Consider the following 15,105-nt stretch of genomic DNA (forward strand, 5'->3'; position numbering starts at 1 on the left):
TCTAATATTTACGCATTTCAAACTATTTTCTTATTTTTGCTGTAATGCTGTCTAAAAAATCTCAATATGCGTTTAAGGCCCTTTCATATCTTGTAGAAAAAAGAAATGGAGGTCCTATTCTAATTTCCGAAATTGCGGAACACAAGAAAATTCCTTTAAAGTTTCTGGAAAATATTTTACTCGAACTCAAAAAAGCGGATATCCTTGATAGTAAAAAAGGAAAAGGAGGGGGATATTTTTTTAAAGAAAATCCTGAAAACGTAAAACTTGCTAAAATTATCCGCCTGGTGAACGGGCCGATTGCACTCTTACCCTGCGTAAGTCTTAACTTTTATGAAAAATGTGACGACTGCAACGAAGATCACTGCAGCTTACACGATGTTCTGATTGAAGTCCGCGATGCGTCACTTAAAATTCTGGAAGAAAAAACTTTAATGGATTTGATCGATTGATCAGGTCCCTTTTTTTTGAATAATTAGTCTACTCGTTTGGTAGGATAGTTATTTTATCTGATATTTGCAGTACTTCAAATGAATAAAATATGATTTCAAAAGAAGATGCAGAAATACTGAAACAGCTTTCAGCAGAGGGCGGATTGAAACTGATCTCGGCGAAGTTTCCGGAAGGAGCTGTTTTTTCAACATCGCTTGGCCAGGAAGACCAGGTGATTACCGATATGATTTTCAGAAACCAGCTTCCGGTCAAAGTCTTTACACTGGATACGGGCAGGCTTTTCTATGAACATTACGAATTGCTTTCTCAGAACAATTCAAGGTATAAAACCAAAATAGAGGTGTACGCCCCGGAATCTTCAGATGTGGAAAAATATGTGAATGAAAAGGGGATTAATGCCTTTTACCATTCTGTTGAGAACCGGAAAGAGTGCTGTTTTATCCGGAAAGTAAAACCCCTGAACCGTGCGTTGAACGGTGCCACAGTCTGGATCACAGGACTGCGGGCCGACCAGTCGGAAAACCGGGAAAATATGCCTGTCATCGAATGGGATGAATCCCGGAATCTGTACAAATACAATCCATTGATACACTGGAGCTACCAGAATGTTTTAGATTATCTGGAACAGCATCAGGTACAGGAACTGTCGCTGCACAGAAAAGGATTTATCAGTGTCGGATGCCAGCCCTGCACGAGGGCCATTTCTGATGGTGAAAATCCACGGGCAGGACGATGGTGGTGGGAGAGTTCACAAAAAGAATGCGGTCTGCATACCCATTAATTTAAAATTTTAAGCAGTAAAATGAATACCTATACATTAGACTATCTCGAGCAGTTGGAAGCAGAAAGTATCTATATCATGAGAGAATTAGCGGCTCAGTTTGAGAAACCGGCATTGCTTTTCAGTGGTGGTAAAGATTCTATCACGCTGGTGCACCTGGCAAAAAAAGCTTTTGCTCCCATGAAGATTCCGTTTCCGCTGGTTCATATTGATACGGGACACAATTTTCCCGAAGCCTTACAATTCAGGGATGATCTGGCGGAAAATATCGGCGCAGAACTTATCGTAAGAAAAGTTGAAGATACCATAAAAGCTAAAAAATTAACCGAGCCCAAAGGCAAATTTGCCTCCAGAAACTGGCTGCAGACCCACACTTTGCTGGATACTATTGAAGAGTTTCAGTTTGATGCCTGTATCGGAGGAGCGAGGAGAGATGAAGAAAAAGCAAGAGCAAAAGAACGGTTTTTTTCTGTACGTGATGAGTTTGGACAGTGGGACCCGAAATTGCAGCGTCCGGAACTGTGGAATATCTACAACGGAAGAATCAATAAGGGGGAAAATGTAAGGATTTTCCCAATTTCCAACTGGACGGAACTCGATGTGTGGAACTATATTAAAAAAGAAAATATTCAGCTTCCTCCGATTTACTTTGCCCATGACCGGGAGGTTATAGAATATGACGGACAGCTGATTGCGGTGTCGGACTTTATTCAGATCGACGAACATGATGCTGTGATGAATAAAAGAGTGCGCTACAGAACAGTTGGCGACATGACCTGTACCGCAGCCGTTGAAAGCTCAGCAGAAACATTGGAGGAGGTGATCAATGAAATTACGGCTTCCAGAATTTCCGAACGCGGCGAAACCCGGATTGATGATAAGGTCACGGAAGCCGCGATGGAAGACCGGAAAAAAGGAGGATATTTCTAGGATCACCTTAAAAAGCAACAGGCGATCAGCTATTTAAAGCTCATAACTCATCATTCATAACTTATAACTAAATAAACGTGGACATACTAAGATTTATCACCGCAGGAAGTGTAGACGACGGGAAAAGTACCCTGATCGGGAGGCTTCTGTATGACAGCAAAAATATATTGATCGACCAGCTTGAAGCGCTGGAAAAGCAGTCTAAAAATAAAAACGAAAACGGTGTTGACCTCGCGATCCTGACAGACGGTCTGAGAGCGGAAAGAGAGCAGGGAATAACAATTGACGTTGCCTACCGGTATTTTTCCACCCTCAAAAGAAAGTTTATTATTGCAGACGCACCGGGGCATATTCAGTATACCCGGAATATGATTACGGGCGCTTCCAACTCACAGCTGATGGTGATCCTGATTGATGCAAGACAGGGCGTCATTGAACAGACAAGAAGACATTCCATCATCGCATCTTTACTGAAAATGAAAAATGTGGTGGTGGCAATTAATAAGATGGATCTCGTAGATTATTCCGAAGAGGTATATAATGATATTAAAGCGCAGTATGAGTTGGTTGCTGAAAAATTAGGGCTGGAAAATGTAAGTTATTTCCCGATTTCAGCATTTCACGGGGATAATATCGTTGAAAAATCTGATAGAATGAATTGGTATGATGGTACGCCACTTCTAGAGTTTCTTGAAAATGTAGAGATTTCTGCAGATAAGAACTTTGAAAGCCCCCGATTTCAGGTACAGTACGTCATTCGCCCGCAAACCGATGATCTTCATGATTACAGAGGATATGCAGGGGAGGTGATCTCCGGGGTTTATAAAAAAGGAGATGAGATTACGGTGCTTCCTCAGAATATTCAGACCCGGATTTCAAAAATAGAGACAGGAGGAAAGGAAACGGACTTTGTTTTTGCCAATCAGCCTGCAGTCATTCACATTGAAGATGATATTGATATCAGCCGGGGTGATTTTTTAGTGAAAACCGAAAGTCTTCCTAAAGTCGATAATGAAATAGAAGCGGTGATCTGCTGGCTCGATAAAAAAGAATTAAGCGAAGGCAATAAGTATTTTATTCAGCATAAAAGCAGAATTGTAAAAGCGATTGTTAAAGAAATTGACTATAAAATTGATGTTAATACCTTGGAAAAAACACCTGTTTCTGAAAGTATTAAGCTGAACGAAGTGGTAAAAGTCCGGCTGAAAACAGCTTCACCACTGGTATTTGACAGTTTTGAAGAGAGTAATGCAACGGGGAATGCTGTTTTGATCGACGAAACGAGTAATTCTACGGTAGGTGCCGTAATGATCTTATAATATGGTAATTTCAAGGAAGGTCCAGCTCAGGCTCAATGTACTTTTTATCACGTTAGCAGTAGTGCTGATCGTGGTTCTTTCGATGTATGAATTGGGGTACCTCGATGAATTACTGACTACTTTAGCAAAAGATCATTATATTTTTTACTGGATGATGCTGGTTGGGTTTTTGGCAGAAATGGTGGCCGGATCCATGGGAATGGGCTATGGGGTGATCTGTACAACGACTCTTTTATTTCTGGGGATTCCTCCGCATGCGGTAAGTGCCAGCATCCATTCGGCAGAAAGTTTTACAACGGCAGCAGGAAGCATCAGTCATATAAAACTGAAAAACGTAAGCAAAGGCTTAGTGAAAAAGCTAGCCATTCCTGCCATTATCGGAGCCGTCCTCGGCGCAGTTTCGCTTACCTATCTTGGTGAATATTATTCTAAAATTACGAAGACCATTATTTCTTTTTACACCCTGTACCTGGGAATTCAGATTTTATCGAATGCTTTTAAGAAAAAACAGGATAAAAAACTGAAAAGAAAAACAAATTTAACAAGACTCGGTGTCATTGGCGGTTTTATCGATGCCTTTGCAGGAGGAGGTTGGGGACCGCTGGTCACAGGAACACTGATTAAAAACTCTTTTACCCCAAGGTTTGCGGTAGGAAGCTCTACAGTAGCTAAATTTATTTTAACCCTTACGGCAGCCATCACTTTTATTTTTACACTGGGAATCCAGCACTGGAATATTATCTTGGGTTTATTGATCGGAGGGATTGTTACTGCACCTTTTTCAGCGATGCTTACTGCAAAGCTTCCGGTGAAAAGCATGTTTGTCGTGATTGGGATTTTAGTGATTGTCATGAGCTCAATAACCATCTATAAATCTGTGTTCTAGTATAGCTTCTTAAATGTGAAAAAATAACATCGGTAAAATACTTTTGATTTTGAAAATATTCTACATTTGCACCATTAAAAAAAATATATGAAATTATATGTAGTTGCGCTTTTTAAGTTTAATGAAAACTATTTAATGGAAGCGGTGGAACTTTTTCAGACTCTGGTAAGAGAGACCCGGAAGGAAGAAGGCTGTCTGCAATACGATCTGATTGAAGATAAAGATAATAAAGGGACTTTCTTTATGACGGAATTATGGGAAAGTGAAGAACATCTGAACCGGCACAACGGACAGGATCATCTGCTGAATTTCAGAAGAGATGTTTCCAAAATGCTGGAAAGTTCTACCCAGGTCTATAAAGGATATAAAACATTGTAGATTTCACACCGAGACCTGATGTCGGAAAAAAGGAGCTTATCGCTTGAAATAACTTCCGTCTTCCGGTTTCATGAAAATTGAAAGGCTGTTCAGCAATCTGAACAGCCTTTCATTAGAAAAAATAGAAAGTATTAAAATTTAGAGGTTCATCATTTGCAATATTGCTGATGCAATTTTGTTATTTAATAATTAATTTTTTGGTTTCGGAGCTTCCTCCGAAATTGATTTTTACCAGATAATTTCCTGAAGAAAGCTGAGATAAATTCAGATCCTGTTTATAGAATCCTGCCTGATTGGTCAGTTCTGCAGAATATACTTTTTTACCGGACAGATCGTATACTTCAACACTTCCTCTGTTTCCTGTTTTTTCTTTAACGTCGAATAAAACAGTTACCTGTTTGTCAGCTGTTGCAGGATTCGGGTAGATCCCGAAAGACGCTTTTTTCCCGGCAATATCGGTAATGCCCAGTGATGAGGTAATATTTTTATATTTAAAATACATATTTCCCGTAGAAGTACCTTCATTTGAAATGAAGTACATTCTGTAGTAATCCGAGCCTTGTTTTACATAATACACCACATCGGAGATAGGAGCGCCGCTCGTAGGCTTCCAGGAATGTCCGATGGTTGTAATATTACTTGAGAAACTGGTTGCCGCCGGCAGCGTTGAAGTGGCTGTTGCCTGTGTTTCAGGCTGCACTCTTGCTACGGTAATATTTGAATTCTGAATCACGCCGGCCATTCTGTACATCATGATATTGCCGTAAAAAGTCCAGTATCTTGTAAACATTAAATCCCAGCTCGCTTTTGCGGGCTCAAGGTTAGCCACTTTATCACCGGTCGTAAATGAAAAATAATTGAAGTAGGCATCATCAGCTCCGTTAGCGATCGTTTTGGTCTGTGTAGCTCCCCAGGCAGAAGTTGCAGTATCCCAGAGGGCATATTTAAAGGTGTATCCTCCGAAATAATCATCGATCATGAATTTGACATATTGTCCTGAGGTCAGATATTTTAAAACAAAGATTACTTTTCCTTCTATGTGATGCGTTCCGCCGTTATACTCTCCCCATCCGTACGTTGCGGTTCCCTGTTCGAAAGCACCCTGCTGAAGAGAAGTGGTAATATCCGGATTGTACAAAGCCGCTCCGTAGGAAGAAACATTATTGGTTGTAATGCTGTCCCAGTCTGAAGGTGTGGCAGACGCCTGATATACTTCAATATTCTGCGCATCATTAATTCTGGTTCCGAAGTTCATGGCAGAATTTCTGTAGAATGCAACATCCCAGGTATTGGCAGGCTGGGAAACAATACTGTTTGAGCTCAGGTCAAAAAACACGCGGTTCTGGTAAGCAGGTCCCATAGTCAGGTTCACCGTACTATATCCGTTGGCATCTGTCTGAGCAAGCGCCTTCTGATGTACACCTAGTGCAAATAGCGAAGCAAAGAATAATTTTGTTTTCATAATATCTTCTGATATTTATATTGTTATTTAGAATTGTTCTACAAAAGTATAATAATTATTTTTAATCATTCTAAATAAAAACATGATATTTGTCGCGTGTCATTTAAATCTTGTAACGGACCAATCGTCAGGCGCATAAAAAAAGCTGATTAATCAATAGATTAGCCAGCTTTTGAAAATGCAAATTGCAGTCTGATAAATTTTATTTTTTAATAAATTTTGATTTTACGGCAGTACCTTCAGCAGTTTCAATCAGAATAAAATAAACACCAGCATGTAAGGTACTGATGTCAAATTTACGATCACTCAATTTGCCTTCAGCTACCTGTTGTCCTACAGCAGAATAAATCTGAATATTTCTGGGATCTTTTTTCGTGATAAACTGTAATGCAGTGTCATCGGAATTAACAGCGAATTTAATTTCTTCTTTAGACTTAGCGGCATCGGAAATTCCTAAAACAGAGGTTGTATCGTATACAACGTTGTCAATCTGAATAGCCGTGTGCGCGATAGTCGGTGTAAATTTAAAAACAAGATACGAACCGGTAGATGCCGGAATGGGAACGCTGATATTCTGAACGGTTCCCGGACCTGTAATTGTAACAGGACTTCCTACTGCCACGAAAGTCGACATATCTGCAGGGTTTGATGCTACTCCTACCTGAATGGTTGCCGGACTGGTATAAGGATCCACTGCGGTAGCAGCAAATGACAGGGTTTTATCTCCGGCCGGAGCAGCAATCTGCGGAGTCACCAGATAAGACGGGCTGGATGGGTTATTCCCGGCATAGGACTGAATGTATTTGTTGTTAGAATTTGAATCTGCGGCCACAATCATTCTTGGGGGAACCGGCGGAAATGAGTTGGTAGGGGAAGCTACCACCGCAGACCATCCGTTCTGAGGAAAAGTAGTGTTTCCTGCCGTAAAGTTGTCGAAGTTTTCATTAATCGTTGCTACTTGTGCATTAGCTGTAACAGCCGTTAACATTAAAGTTCCTAAAAGTAGTTTTACATTCATGACGTTATTTTTATTTAGAATTATTCTACAAAAATAAGTAATTATTTTTAATTGTTCTAAATAAAGTTCTATATTTGCGGAAAATTTTGTGTCTATGAAGAAGAAAGTGCTTTCCATTCTATCATTATCCGTATTCTTCTGGATGAATGCACAGGAAAAAGATTCTCTTAATCAAAATAAAATAGAAGAAGTTGTTGTTATAGGGCAGTACCGCCAGCAATCCATTAATAAATCTATTTATAGAGTAGAGGTTATCGATGCACAGGAAATTAAAAACATGGCGGTCACCAATGCAGCAGAAGTTCTTAACCAAAATCTAAATATTTTAGTTCAGCCCAATTCAGGGACCGGAGATTCCAATGCCAATATTCTGGGACTTAGCGGTCAATATACAAAGATTCTGATCGATAATATCCCCGTTGTCAGTGACCAGGGAATGGGAAATCTGGTGGACCTTACCAAAATCAACGTTAACAATATCGAAAGAATTGAGATCGTAAAAGGATCTATGGGTGTAGAGTATGGAAATAATGCGGTGGCAGGGGTTATCAATATTATCACCAAAAAAAACTATGCAAAAAAATTCAATGCCCAAATTTCTTTGCAGGAAGAAACCGTAGGTAAAAACTATGACTGGTTTAAGAAGGGAAACGGCAGACATGTCCAGTCCCTTAATCTAGGATACAGAATCAATGATCACTGGACGGTCACTGCTGATATCAACCATAACGACTTCCAGGGTTTCACAGGAAAATATAACGGGTATAAATATTTCAGCGAAGGGAATGACGGGAACAGGGGCTACGAATGGCTTCCCAAAGATCTGCTTATCACCAATGCTGCCATACGGTATGCCAAAGGAAAAACATCTTTATTTTATAAAGTAAACTATCTTAATGAAGAGATTAACAGCTATAACCAGATCATCACCCCTGATTACAGCTCGGGAGATAAAACTTTCATAGCAAAAGACCGGGATTATTTTACCAACAGGTGGCTCCACCAGTTTAATATTCAGACCCAGCTCGGAAGAATTAATTATACCGGGGATTTCTCTTACCAGACCCAGGAAAGAAAATATCAGGATTATGACTATGACGTTCCGAACAGGCAGATCATGTCAAGAGATCCCGAACTTACTTTCTACGAGTCCAAAGTCCTTTATTCAAGAGGAATGTTCAGTAATTTTCTGGATAGTGAAAAAATCAATTTCCAGTTAGGGTACGAATTAGACCGAACGGCCGGTTATGCCAATGCCGTAACATTTGAGTCCAATAATAACGGGAAAAGTATCGAAAGAACCATATTCAATTATGCCAATTTCCTTTCTGCGGAATGGAATGTCAATAAATGGTTATCCTTACGTCCCGGAGTAAGATTAGCATTGAGTGACAGGTTTGACTCTCAATATAACTATTCGGTAACAGCGAAATTCAATACCTCCGCGAAGTCAGATCTGCGGGCCGTATTCGGCTCTGCGAACCGATTTCCGACCTATGATGAATTATACACTTTTGTGGTAGACAACAACCATGATATCCGGGGAAATGAAAATCTGAAACCGGAAACCGGCTACTCGGCAGGATTATTCTGGGATTATAATACCATTTCTTCAGGAGCATGGAATTTTAACCTGAGCCTCTCGGGAATGTATTTAGATGTCAATGACCGAATTGAGAGTGTCATTGTAAACCAGCAACCCCTGAAATACACTTTTTTAAATGTAGATGATTATAAATCTATTTTATTTGGCGGAGGACTAAACGTGAGGAAAAATAACTTTGCTCTTAATACCGGTGTTTCGGTGATGGGAATTTCCCAGGCATTGAATACAGGGCAGATTACTTCGTCCGATGATTATAATTTCTATCTTGAAGCTAATCTGGGAGCGAACTATACATTGAATACTACGAAAACGCTTTTTGCACTGTATTATAAATATACCGGAAAAAGAAATCAATATACTCATATTCCGTCCGCAAGTCCGAGTACGGATCCGGGACAGTTTGTGTTAGGTGAAGTTCAGCCTTTCAATATGATGAATTTTACCGTTACCCAGCCCTTCTTTAACGATCATTTTGAGGTAAGCGTGGGGGTTAAAAATATTTTTGATGTTTCGACGATCAGAAATACAGCCCTTCCGGGCGGCGGGCATAATGCTGCTTCCGGAGATCAGAACCTGTTTTATGGCAGAAGCTATTTCGCCAGAGTGAACTATAATTTTTAAACGTATGACAATGAAAAAAATATTATTTTATTTCTTGATAGGAACATCAGTGGTAACCCAATCCTGTATAAATGACAATGAAGATCCTGTAGCAGTTTTACCTTCTGACGGTATTATTGTGGATGCCAATGTAGGCGGGCCCACACAGCCTAACCAGGTATGGTTTGATCTCAGTGATATTACCATTGCAGGAGGAAAAGAACAGCCCAGGCAGACCTTTACCAAAAGAACAGACTGGGATATGGGATTTTATTCGGGAAGTTCATTCAAAGTGATTATTAACTCTTCCGTGATGATGGCAGCAGGAAAAATTCCCAATGTTACCAATATAGACCTGGTGAAAGAGGCGGATGTAACCGCACTGAAAAACCAGGTGCAGGTCGCTAATTTTAATCCTGCCAACATCGCCTATATCGATGACGTTAACGGAAACTTTCCTACAGCAACTACTGCGATAGCAGATATCAGCCCGGTAGATTCTGAAAATGCCGTTTACCTGGTGAATATGGGAAAAGATCTGTATACAGGTTCCGTTCCCGTAGGATCTATTGCTACCGGAGGCGACAGCCGGGGATGGATGAAAGTGCAGGTAGTACGATCCGGAGACGGATATAAAATAAAATATGCAGAAGTAAATGCAACTTCTCATAAAGAATTAACCATTGCAAAAAATGCCGCATACAACTTTAATTTTGTAAGTCTGGTGAATCATAAAGAAGCACTGATCCAGCCGGAGAAAAAAAACTGGGATATCGGTTTTACCGTATTTACGAATACGATTACCGGAGCAGGATCCTATGTTTACGGTGATTTTGTAACGACCAATATTGTAGGCGGAGCTGCCTCCTATGAAGTGAAAGTAGCGGCAAATGTTGCAGCACAGACGTATAAAGATTTTAAGAAATCGGATGTGGATGCTTCTAAATTTATTTATAATGATCAGCGTTCTATTGGCTCTAACTGGAGAAATCCTGTAGGCGTCAATGGTCTTGAAGTCTTCGGAGACCGTTTTTATGTTATAAAAGATCCTGAAGGAAATTATTTCAAACTGAAGTTCTCCAGAATTACCGATAAAGACGGGATCAGAGGTTTTCCTCAATTCGAATATAATCCTTTGTAAAATAAATCAAATAAATAGTATATGAAAAAATTCATTTTGGCAGCATCAGTGCTTGTGGCAGTATATTCATGTAAAAAAGAAACAGGCACAAAGCAGGGAAATGCTGCAGAAACCACTTCAGAAACACCAAAATCTACCCATAAAATTGTAACGCTAAACGGTGGAATTACGGAAATCGTAGCTGCGTTAGGTCACGAAAAGGAAATCGTAGGAACAGACGTTACCAGTACATATCCTGAATCTTTAAAAGCTACTGCCAAAGATTTGGGTCATATGAGATCGATGACGATCGAGCCCATCATGGCGGTAAAGCCGAGTTTAATTTTAGCTTCCGATAAAGATATTAATCCTGAATTAATGGGGAAAATCAAGTCTTCAGGAATCCAGGCAGAGGTTTTCAGGCAGGAATTTACCGTTGACGGAACCAAAAAGTTAATTGCCGATGTGGCAAAAGCCATAGGAAGTGCCGATTATCAGAAACTGAATGATAAAATAGATGCCGATTTAAAACAAGTGCAGCCTATCGCTAAAAAACCAAAAGTACTGTTCATCTATGCAAGAGGAAACATGCTGATGGTCTCCGGGAAAAATACACCCATGGACGCATTGATTGGTCTTGCGGGCGGTCAGAATGCGGTTGTGGATTTCGAAGATTTCAAGCCATTGACTCCTGAAGCGGTGGTAAAAGCAAATCCGGATGTACTGTTCTTCTTCTCAAGCGGATTGGAAGGTGCAGGCGGAAACGAAGGTGCTTTAAAAATGCCTGGTGTAGCGCAGACCAATGCGGGTAAAAACAAAAAGATTATCGCCATGGACGGAGGCCTGGTTTCAAGTTTTGGGCCACGATTAGGAGAAGCTGCTGTAGGATTAAACAAACTTTTAATTGAAAACACAAAGTAAATTATACGGTTATATTACCATAAGTGCCATACTGCTTGTCATCATAGCAGTATGGTCTCTTAACACCGGGGTGTATGACTTCGGGGGGAAATCTGCGTTTGACGTTTTAGGAAAAGTAATACAGGGAGATAAAGGTTTGTCATTAAGTGATAAATATGTGGTCTGGGACGTAAGAGCAGCCAGGATTATCATGGCCATTCTTATCGGAAGCATGCTTGCCGTCTCGGGAACCGGATTGCAGGGATTGTTCAAAAATCCTCTGGCAACAGGTGATTTAATAGGGTTAACTTCGGGCGCTACATTACTTGCTGCTATTGCCATTGTTTTAGGAGGGCATTTTAAACAATACCTTCCTGAAGCCGTACAATTTTCACTGGTAGGGATCTCGGCATTCATTGGCTCTCTTTTATCGATGATGCTGGTGTACAGGATCTCGACAAGTGGTGGAAAGACAAATGTGGTCATGATGTTATTAAGCGGAGTAGCCATTACGGCCATCGGTTTTTCAATTACCGGTTTTCTGATTTACATTTCAAAAGACGACCAGCTGAGAGACCTTACTTTCTGGAATTTAGGAAGTTTAGCGGCTGCAACATGGACGAAGAATATCATCTTGGCTATTGTTTTAATTATTTCTTACTTCATTTTACTGCCCAAAGGAAAAGCTTTGAATGCCATGATGCTGGGTGAAAAAGATGCTCAGCATTTAGGAATTAATGTAGAAAGGCTGAAGAAACAGATTATTATCATCACGGCACTAATGGTGGGAAGCTGCGTGGCATTTTCAGGAACCATTGGTTTTGTAGGTCTTATTGTACCGTACATTTTAAGGTTTCTGTTTAAATCGAATTATGTTTTTATCCTGCCGCTGTCAGCCGTTTTCGGAAGCATTCTGCTGCTGCTGGCCGATACCTTCAGCAGAAGCATTGTGGAACCTTCGGAATTGCCAATCGGGATTCTGACCGCCTTGATGGGAGGGCCGATCTTTATTGCCATTTTAGTTAAATTCAAAAAATCACTGTCATGATAAAGGCCCGCGGGATCAGCTATAAACATAAAGAATTCCATATTCTCGACACCGTGGATGTCTCTTTGGAATATGGTGAATTTTTAGCAATTGTAGGTCCTAACGGCGCCGGAAAATCCAGCCTGCTGAGTGTCCTGGCCAATGAGGTGAAATCAAAACAGAAAATAGAATTTAAGGATAAAGATCTGAAAGAATGGGATATAAGGGAACTGTCAAAACATAAGGCTAAGTTCTCCCAACACAACAGCAATGATATCACGCTTGAAGTTAAAGATGTAGTGATGATGGGGCGGTATCCGTATTTTGACGCCCAGCCACGAGAAGAAGATTTTGATGCTGTTAACCACAGGATGCAGGAGACGGAAGTTTTACACCTTAAAGACAGGGAATACAACACTTTGTCGGGAGGCGAAAAACAGCGGGTACACCTTTCTAGAGTCATGGTACAGCTGGAGAATGATATCACCCGGAAACTGGTTTTTCTGGATGAACCGTTGAATAATCTGGATGTCAAACATCAGTATAAAGCACTTGAAATCATTAAGAAATTTACTGAGAATACAAACTCAGCACTGGTGGTCCTGCATGATCTCAATCTCGCGGCTCAGTTTGCAGATAAAATACTATTGATGAAATCAGGAAGGGTAGCCGCCTATGGAACACCGGAAGAGGTTTTCACAGCCGAAAATATCAGTGAAGCCTATAATTTTCCTTGCACCATCTGCGATCACCCGATCACGAATAACCCTATGATCATTTTTGGATAAAATATGGAAAAAAATGAACTGAAAATACTCGCTCAACATCTGGCTAATCCTCAGGGCGAAAAAGGACTTGAAATTGGCGAGATGATGCATGCCACCAATATCGGGATGACGCTGGAAAGCATTAAAACACTGCTAATAGAAGATGATGAGCATATTTTAGAAATAGGTCACGGCAACGCCGGGCATGTAAAAAGTATTCTGAACAAAGCTCAGAATCTACACTATACCGGTATTGATATTTCGGAAACCATGCATCATGAAGCGAAAAGATTAAATGAAAAATTTAAAGATCAGGCAGCTTTTGTTTTGTATGAAGGAACAAAATTACCTTTCAGAGATAAGACGTTTGATAAAATATTCACTGTAAATACCGTTTATTTCTGGCAGCAGCCGGTTGAATATCTGAATGAAGTTTACAGGGTATTGAAAGATAACGGAACTTTTGTGCTCACATTCGGGCAAAGAGATTTCATGGAAAAATTACCGTTTACCCAATTCGATTTTACATTGTACAATTCTGATGAAATGGAAGAAACGGTCTCTAAAAGTCATTTTAAAAGAATGAAAATTTCCGAAAAGGAAGAGGAAGTAAAAAGTAAAACAGGAAAAGACACCATAACAAGAAATTATACAGTTTTAACCATAAAAAAATAAAACAATGAGCACATTAGTGAATGATCTGAAAGAGAAATGGGAAGCTCTGAAAGCTGAAAATCCGCATTTAAGAATTAGAAATGCAGCGGCACAACTTGCTGTAAGTGAGGCTGAATTATTAGCAACAAGCATTGGTGAAGGGGTAACCCTCCTAAAACCTGAATTTAAAGATATTCTGACAGAAGCTGAGCAATTGGGAAAAGTGATGGCTCTTACGCGCAATGAAGAATGCGTTCATGAAAGAAAAGGAACCTACCTGAACGGAGACTTCAGCAGCCCCCACGCACAGCTTTTTGTAGGGGAAGACATCGATCTGAGAATTTTCCTTAATCACTGGAAATTTGCTTTCGGGGTAGTGGAAGGAGATAAAAAAAGCCTTCAGTTCTTCGGAAAAGACGGCCTGGCCTTACATAAGATTTACCTGACAAAAGACAGCAATGAGGCTGCTTTCGATGGTATTGTTGAGAAATTCAAAGCGGATGATCAAAATTCTGCGTTGCAATTAGAAAATATCGCTCCGAAAGCAGAAGAAAAAGCTGATGCTGATATTGATGTTGAAGGTTTCCAAAAATCCTGGACCGAATTAAAAGACACGCACGATTTCTTCATGATGACCAGAAAATTTGGGGTTTCAAGAACTCAGGCCTTAAGACTTGCGCCGGAAGGTTTTGCAAAGAAAATCGACAGTTCAAAAGTCGTAAATGTTTTGGAAGATGCTTCTGAGAAACAACTTCCCATCATGATTTTCGTCGGAAACAGAGGGATTATCCAGATTCATACCGGAAATGTGAAAAAGACAATGTGGCATCAGCAATGGTTTAATGTAATGGATCCTGACTTCAATCTGCACCTTGACGTAACGAAAATCGCTGAAGCGTGGATCGTAAAAAAACCAACTGAGGACGGTGAAGTTACAGCCATTGAAGTATTTAATAAAGAAGGGGATTTCATCGTTCAGTTCTTTGGAAAAAGAAAGCCGGGAATTCCTGAACTGCAGGAGTGGAAAGATCTTGTTTCAGATTTAGAAAAATAAATAATTAGATGATTTTCAGAAAAGGCCGTTTTGTATTTTTCAAGGCGGCTTTTTTTATCAATCCTGAAATTTACATCATCGAAAAATCAGATATCAAATTTTTTTATTAAAAATGCTTCGGCAGGCTCGGTAGGACAATCGAGGATATCT

General features: G+C 40.1%; 15 protein-coding genes. 13 read left to right on the plus strand and 2 right to left on the minus strand.

What is annotated here, in order from left to right:
• The first annotated feature begins 44 nt into the window (after positions 1 to 44).
• The 6 genes from ODZ84_RS21410 (at position 45) to ODZ84_RS21435 (ending at position 4,747) form a co-directional block, all read left to right on the plus strand.
• Positions 45 to 452, plus strand: coding sequence for an RrF2 family transcriptional regulator (locus ODZ84_RS21410; protein WP_259112583.1), 408 nt, complete (start codon positions 45 to 47; stop codon positions 450 to 452).
• A gap of 89 nt (positions 453 to 541) precedes the next feature.
• Positions 542 to 1,234 carry a phosphoadenylyl-sulfate reductase gene (locus ODZ84_RS21415; RefSeq protein WP_266174469.1) on the plus strand — a complete coding sequence of 231 codons (693 nt, stop codon included), beginning with the start codon at positions 542 to 544 and terminating at the stop codon, positions 1,232 to 1,234.
• Between the two features lie 21 nt (positions 1,235 to 1,255).
• Entirely contained in the window at positions 1,256 to 2,164 is a 909-nt protein-coding gene (gene cysD / locus ODZ84_RS21420; protein ID WP_266174471.1) for a sulfate adenylyltransferase subunit CysD, read from the plus strand.
• A 77-nt stretch (positions 2,165 to 2,241) separates the two neighbouring features.
• Positions 2,242 to 3,483, plus strand: coding sequence for a sulfate adenylyltransferase subunit 1 (locus tag ODZ84_RS21425; RefSeq protein WP_266174473.1), 1,242 nt, complete (start codon positions 2,242 to 2,244; stop codon positions 3,481 to 3,483).
• Position 3,484: 1 nt separating this feature from the next.
• Positions 3,485 to 4,369 carry a sulfite exporter TauE/SafE family protein gene (locus ODZ84_RS21430; protein ID WP_266174474.1) on the plus strand — a complete coding sequence of 295 codons (885 nt, stop codon included), beginning with the start codon at positions 3,485 to 3,487 and terminating at the stop codon, positions 4,367 to 4,369.
• 87 nt (positions 4,370 to 4,456) lie between these two features.
• A complete protein-coding gene (locus ODZ84_RS21435; RefSeq protein WP_266174475.1) occupies positions 4,457 to 4,747 on the plus strand; it encodes a putative quinol monooxygenase in 291 nt (96 codons plus the stop codon).
• Positions 4,748 to 4,925: 178 nt separating this feature from the next.
• On the opposite strand, the gene ODZ84_RS21440 is transcribed toward ODZ84_RS21435, so the two are convergent.
• A complete protein-coding gene (locus ODZ84_RS21440; protein WP_266174476.1) occupies positions 4,926 to 6,209 on the minus strand; it encodes a T9SS type A sorting domain-containing protein in 1,284 nt (427 codons plus the stop codon).
• Between the two features lie 202 nt (positions 6,210 to 6,411).
• Complete coding sequence (locus tag ODZ84_RS21445; RefSeq protein ID WP_266174477.1) at positions 6,412 to 7,227, minus strand: T9SS-dependent choice-of-anchor J family protein; 816 nt, start codon at positions 7,225 to 7,227, stop codon at positions 6,412 to 6,414.
• A 94-nt stretch (positions 7,228 to 7,321) separates the two neighbouring features.
• Between ODZ84_RS21445 and ODZ84_RS21450 the strand changes: the two genes are divergently transcribed.
• From ODZ84_RS21450 to ODZ84_RS21480, 7 genes are read left to right on the plus strand one after another with little or no spacing between them, the layout of a single operon-like run.
• Positions 7,322 to 9,454: a TonB-dependent receptor plug domain-containing protein gene (locus tag ODZ84_RS21450; protein ID WP_266174478.1), complete on the plus strand. Its 2,133-nt coding sequence runs from the start codon at positions 7,322 to 7,324 to the stop codon at positions 9,452 to 9,454.
• A gap of 10 nt (positions 9,455 to 9,464) precedes the next feature.
• Positions 9,465 to 10,574, plus strand: a complete 1,110-nt coding sequence (locus tag ODZ84_RS21455) for an HmuY family protein (RefSeq protein ID WP_266174479.1) — start codon at positions 9,465 to 9,467, stop codon at positions 10,572 to 10,574.
• A 21-nt stretch (positions 10,575 to 10,595) separates the two neighbouring features.
• Positions 10,596 to 11,474 (plus strand): heme/hemin ABC transporter substrate-binding protein, encoded by an 879-nt coding sequence (locus tag ODZ84_RS21460; protein ID WP_266174480.1) that lies wholly within the window; start codon positions 10,596 to 10,598, stop codon positions 11,472 to 11,474.
• Positions 11,458 to 12,501, plus strand: coding sequence for a FecCD family ABC transporter permease (locus ODZ84_RS21465; RefSeq protein WP_266174481.1), 1,044 nt, complete (start codon positions 11,458 to 11,460; stop codon positions 12,499 to 12,501). The genes ODZ84_RS21460 and ODZ84_RS21465 overlap by 17 nt, the downstream gene beginning before the upstream one ends.
• On the plus strand, positions 12,498 to 13,268 hold the full coding sequence (locus tag ODZ84_RS21470; protein ID WP_266174482.1) for a heme ABC transporter ATP-binding protein: 771 nt from the start codon (positions 12,498 to 12,500) through the stop codon (positions 13,266 to 13,268). Before ODZ84_RS21465 ends, ODZ84_RS21470 begins: the two co-directional genes overlap by 4 nt.
• Before the next feature lie 3 nt (positions 13,269 to 13,271).
• On the plus strand, positions 13,272 to 13,922 hold the full coding sequence (locus ODZ84_RS21475; RefSeq protein WP_266174483.1) for a class I SAM-dependent methyltransferase: 651 nt from the start codon (positions 13,272 to 13,274) through the stop codon (positions 13,920 to 13,922).
• A 4-nt stretch (positions 13,923 to 13,926) separates the two neighbouring features.
• Complete coding sequence (locus ODZ84_RS21480; RefSeq protein WP_266174484.1) at positions 13,927 to 14,955, plus strand: hemin-degrading factor; 1,029 nt, start codon at positions 13,927 to 13,929, stop codon at positions 14,953 to 14,955.
• Positions 14,956 to 15,105: the final 150 nt, after the last annotated feature.

The organism is Chryseobacterium fluminis (assembly GCF_026314945.1).
Taxonomy (GTDB): domain Bacteria; phylum Bacteroidota; class Bacteroidia; order Flavobacteriales; family Weeksellaceae; genus Chryseobacterium; species Chryseobacterium fluminis.

Bases quoted from the DNA above. Each gene is read 5' to 3' on its own strand.
- ODZ84_RS21460 (WP_266174480.1), top strand. From the start codon at position 10,596: ATGAAAAAATTCATTTTGGCAGCATCAGTGCTTGTGGCAGTATATTCA.
- ODZ84_RS21480 (WP_266174484.1), top strand. From the start codon at position 13,927: ATGAGCACATTAGTGAATGATCTGAAAGAGAAATGGGAAGCTCTGAAA.
- ODZ84_RS21445 (WP_266174477.1), bottom strand. From the start codon at position 7,227: ATGAATGTAAAACTACTTTTAGGAACTTTAATGTTAACGGCTGTTACA.
- ODZ84_RS21450 (WP_266174478.1), top strand. From the start codon at position 7,322: ATGAAGAAGAAAGTGCTTTCCATTCTATCATTATCCGTATTCTTCTGG.
- ODZ84_RS21470 (WP_266174482.1), top strand. From the start codon at position 12,498: ATGATAAAGGCCCGCGGGATCAGCTATAAACATAAAGAATTCCATATT.
- ODZ84_RS21410 (WP_259112583.1), top strand. From the start codon at position 45: ATGCTGTCTAAAAAATCTCAATATGCGTTTAAGGCCCTTTCATATCTT.
- ODZ84_RS21475 (WP_266174483.1), top strand. From the start codon at position 13,272: ATGGAAAAAAATGAACTGAAAATACTCGCTCAACATCTGGCTAATCCT.
- cysD (WP_266174471.1), top strand. From the start codon at position 1,256: ATGAATACCTATACATTAGACTATCTCGAGCAGTTGGAAGCAGAAAGT.
- ODZ84_RS21415 (WP_266174469.1), top strand. From the start codon at position 542: ATGATTTCAAAAGAAGATGCAGAAATACTGAAACAGCTTTCAGCAGAG.
- ODZ84_RS21435 (WP_266174475.1), top strand. From the start codon at position 4,457: ATGAAATTATATGTAGTTGCGCTTTTTAAGTTTAATGAAAACTATTTA.
- ODZ84_RS21455 (WP_266174479.1), top strand. From the start codon at position 9,465: ATGAAAAAAATATTATTTTATTTCTTGATAGGAACATCAGTGGTAACC.
- ODZ84_RS21430 (WP_266174474.1), top strand. From the start codon at position 3,485: ATGGTAATTTCAAGGAAGGTCCAGCTCAGGCTCAATGTACTTTTTATC.
- ODZ84_RS21440 (WP_266174476.1), bottom strand. From the start codon at position 6,209: ATGAAAACAAAATTATTCTTTGCTTCGCTATTTGCACTAGGTGTACAT.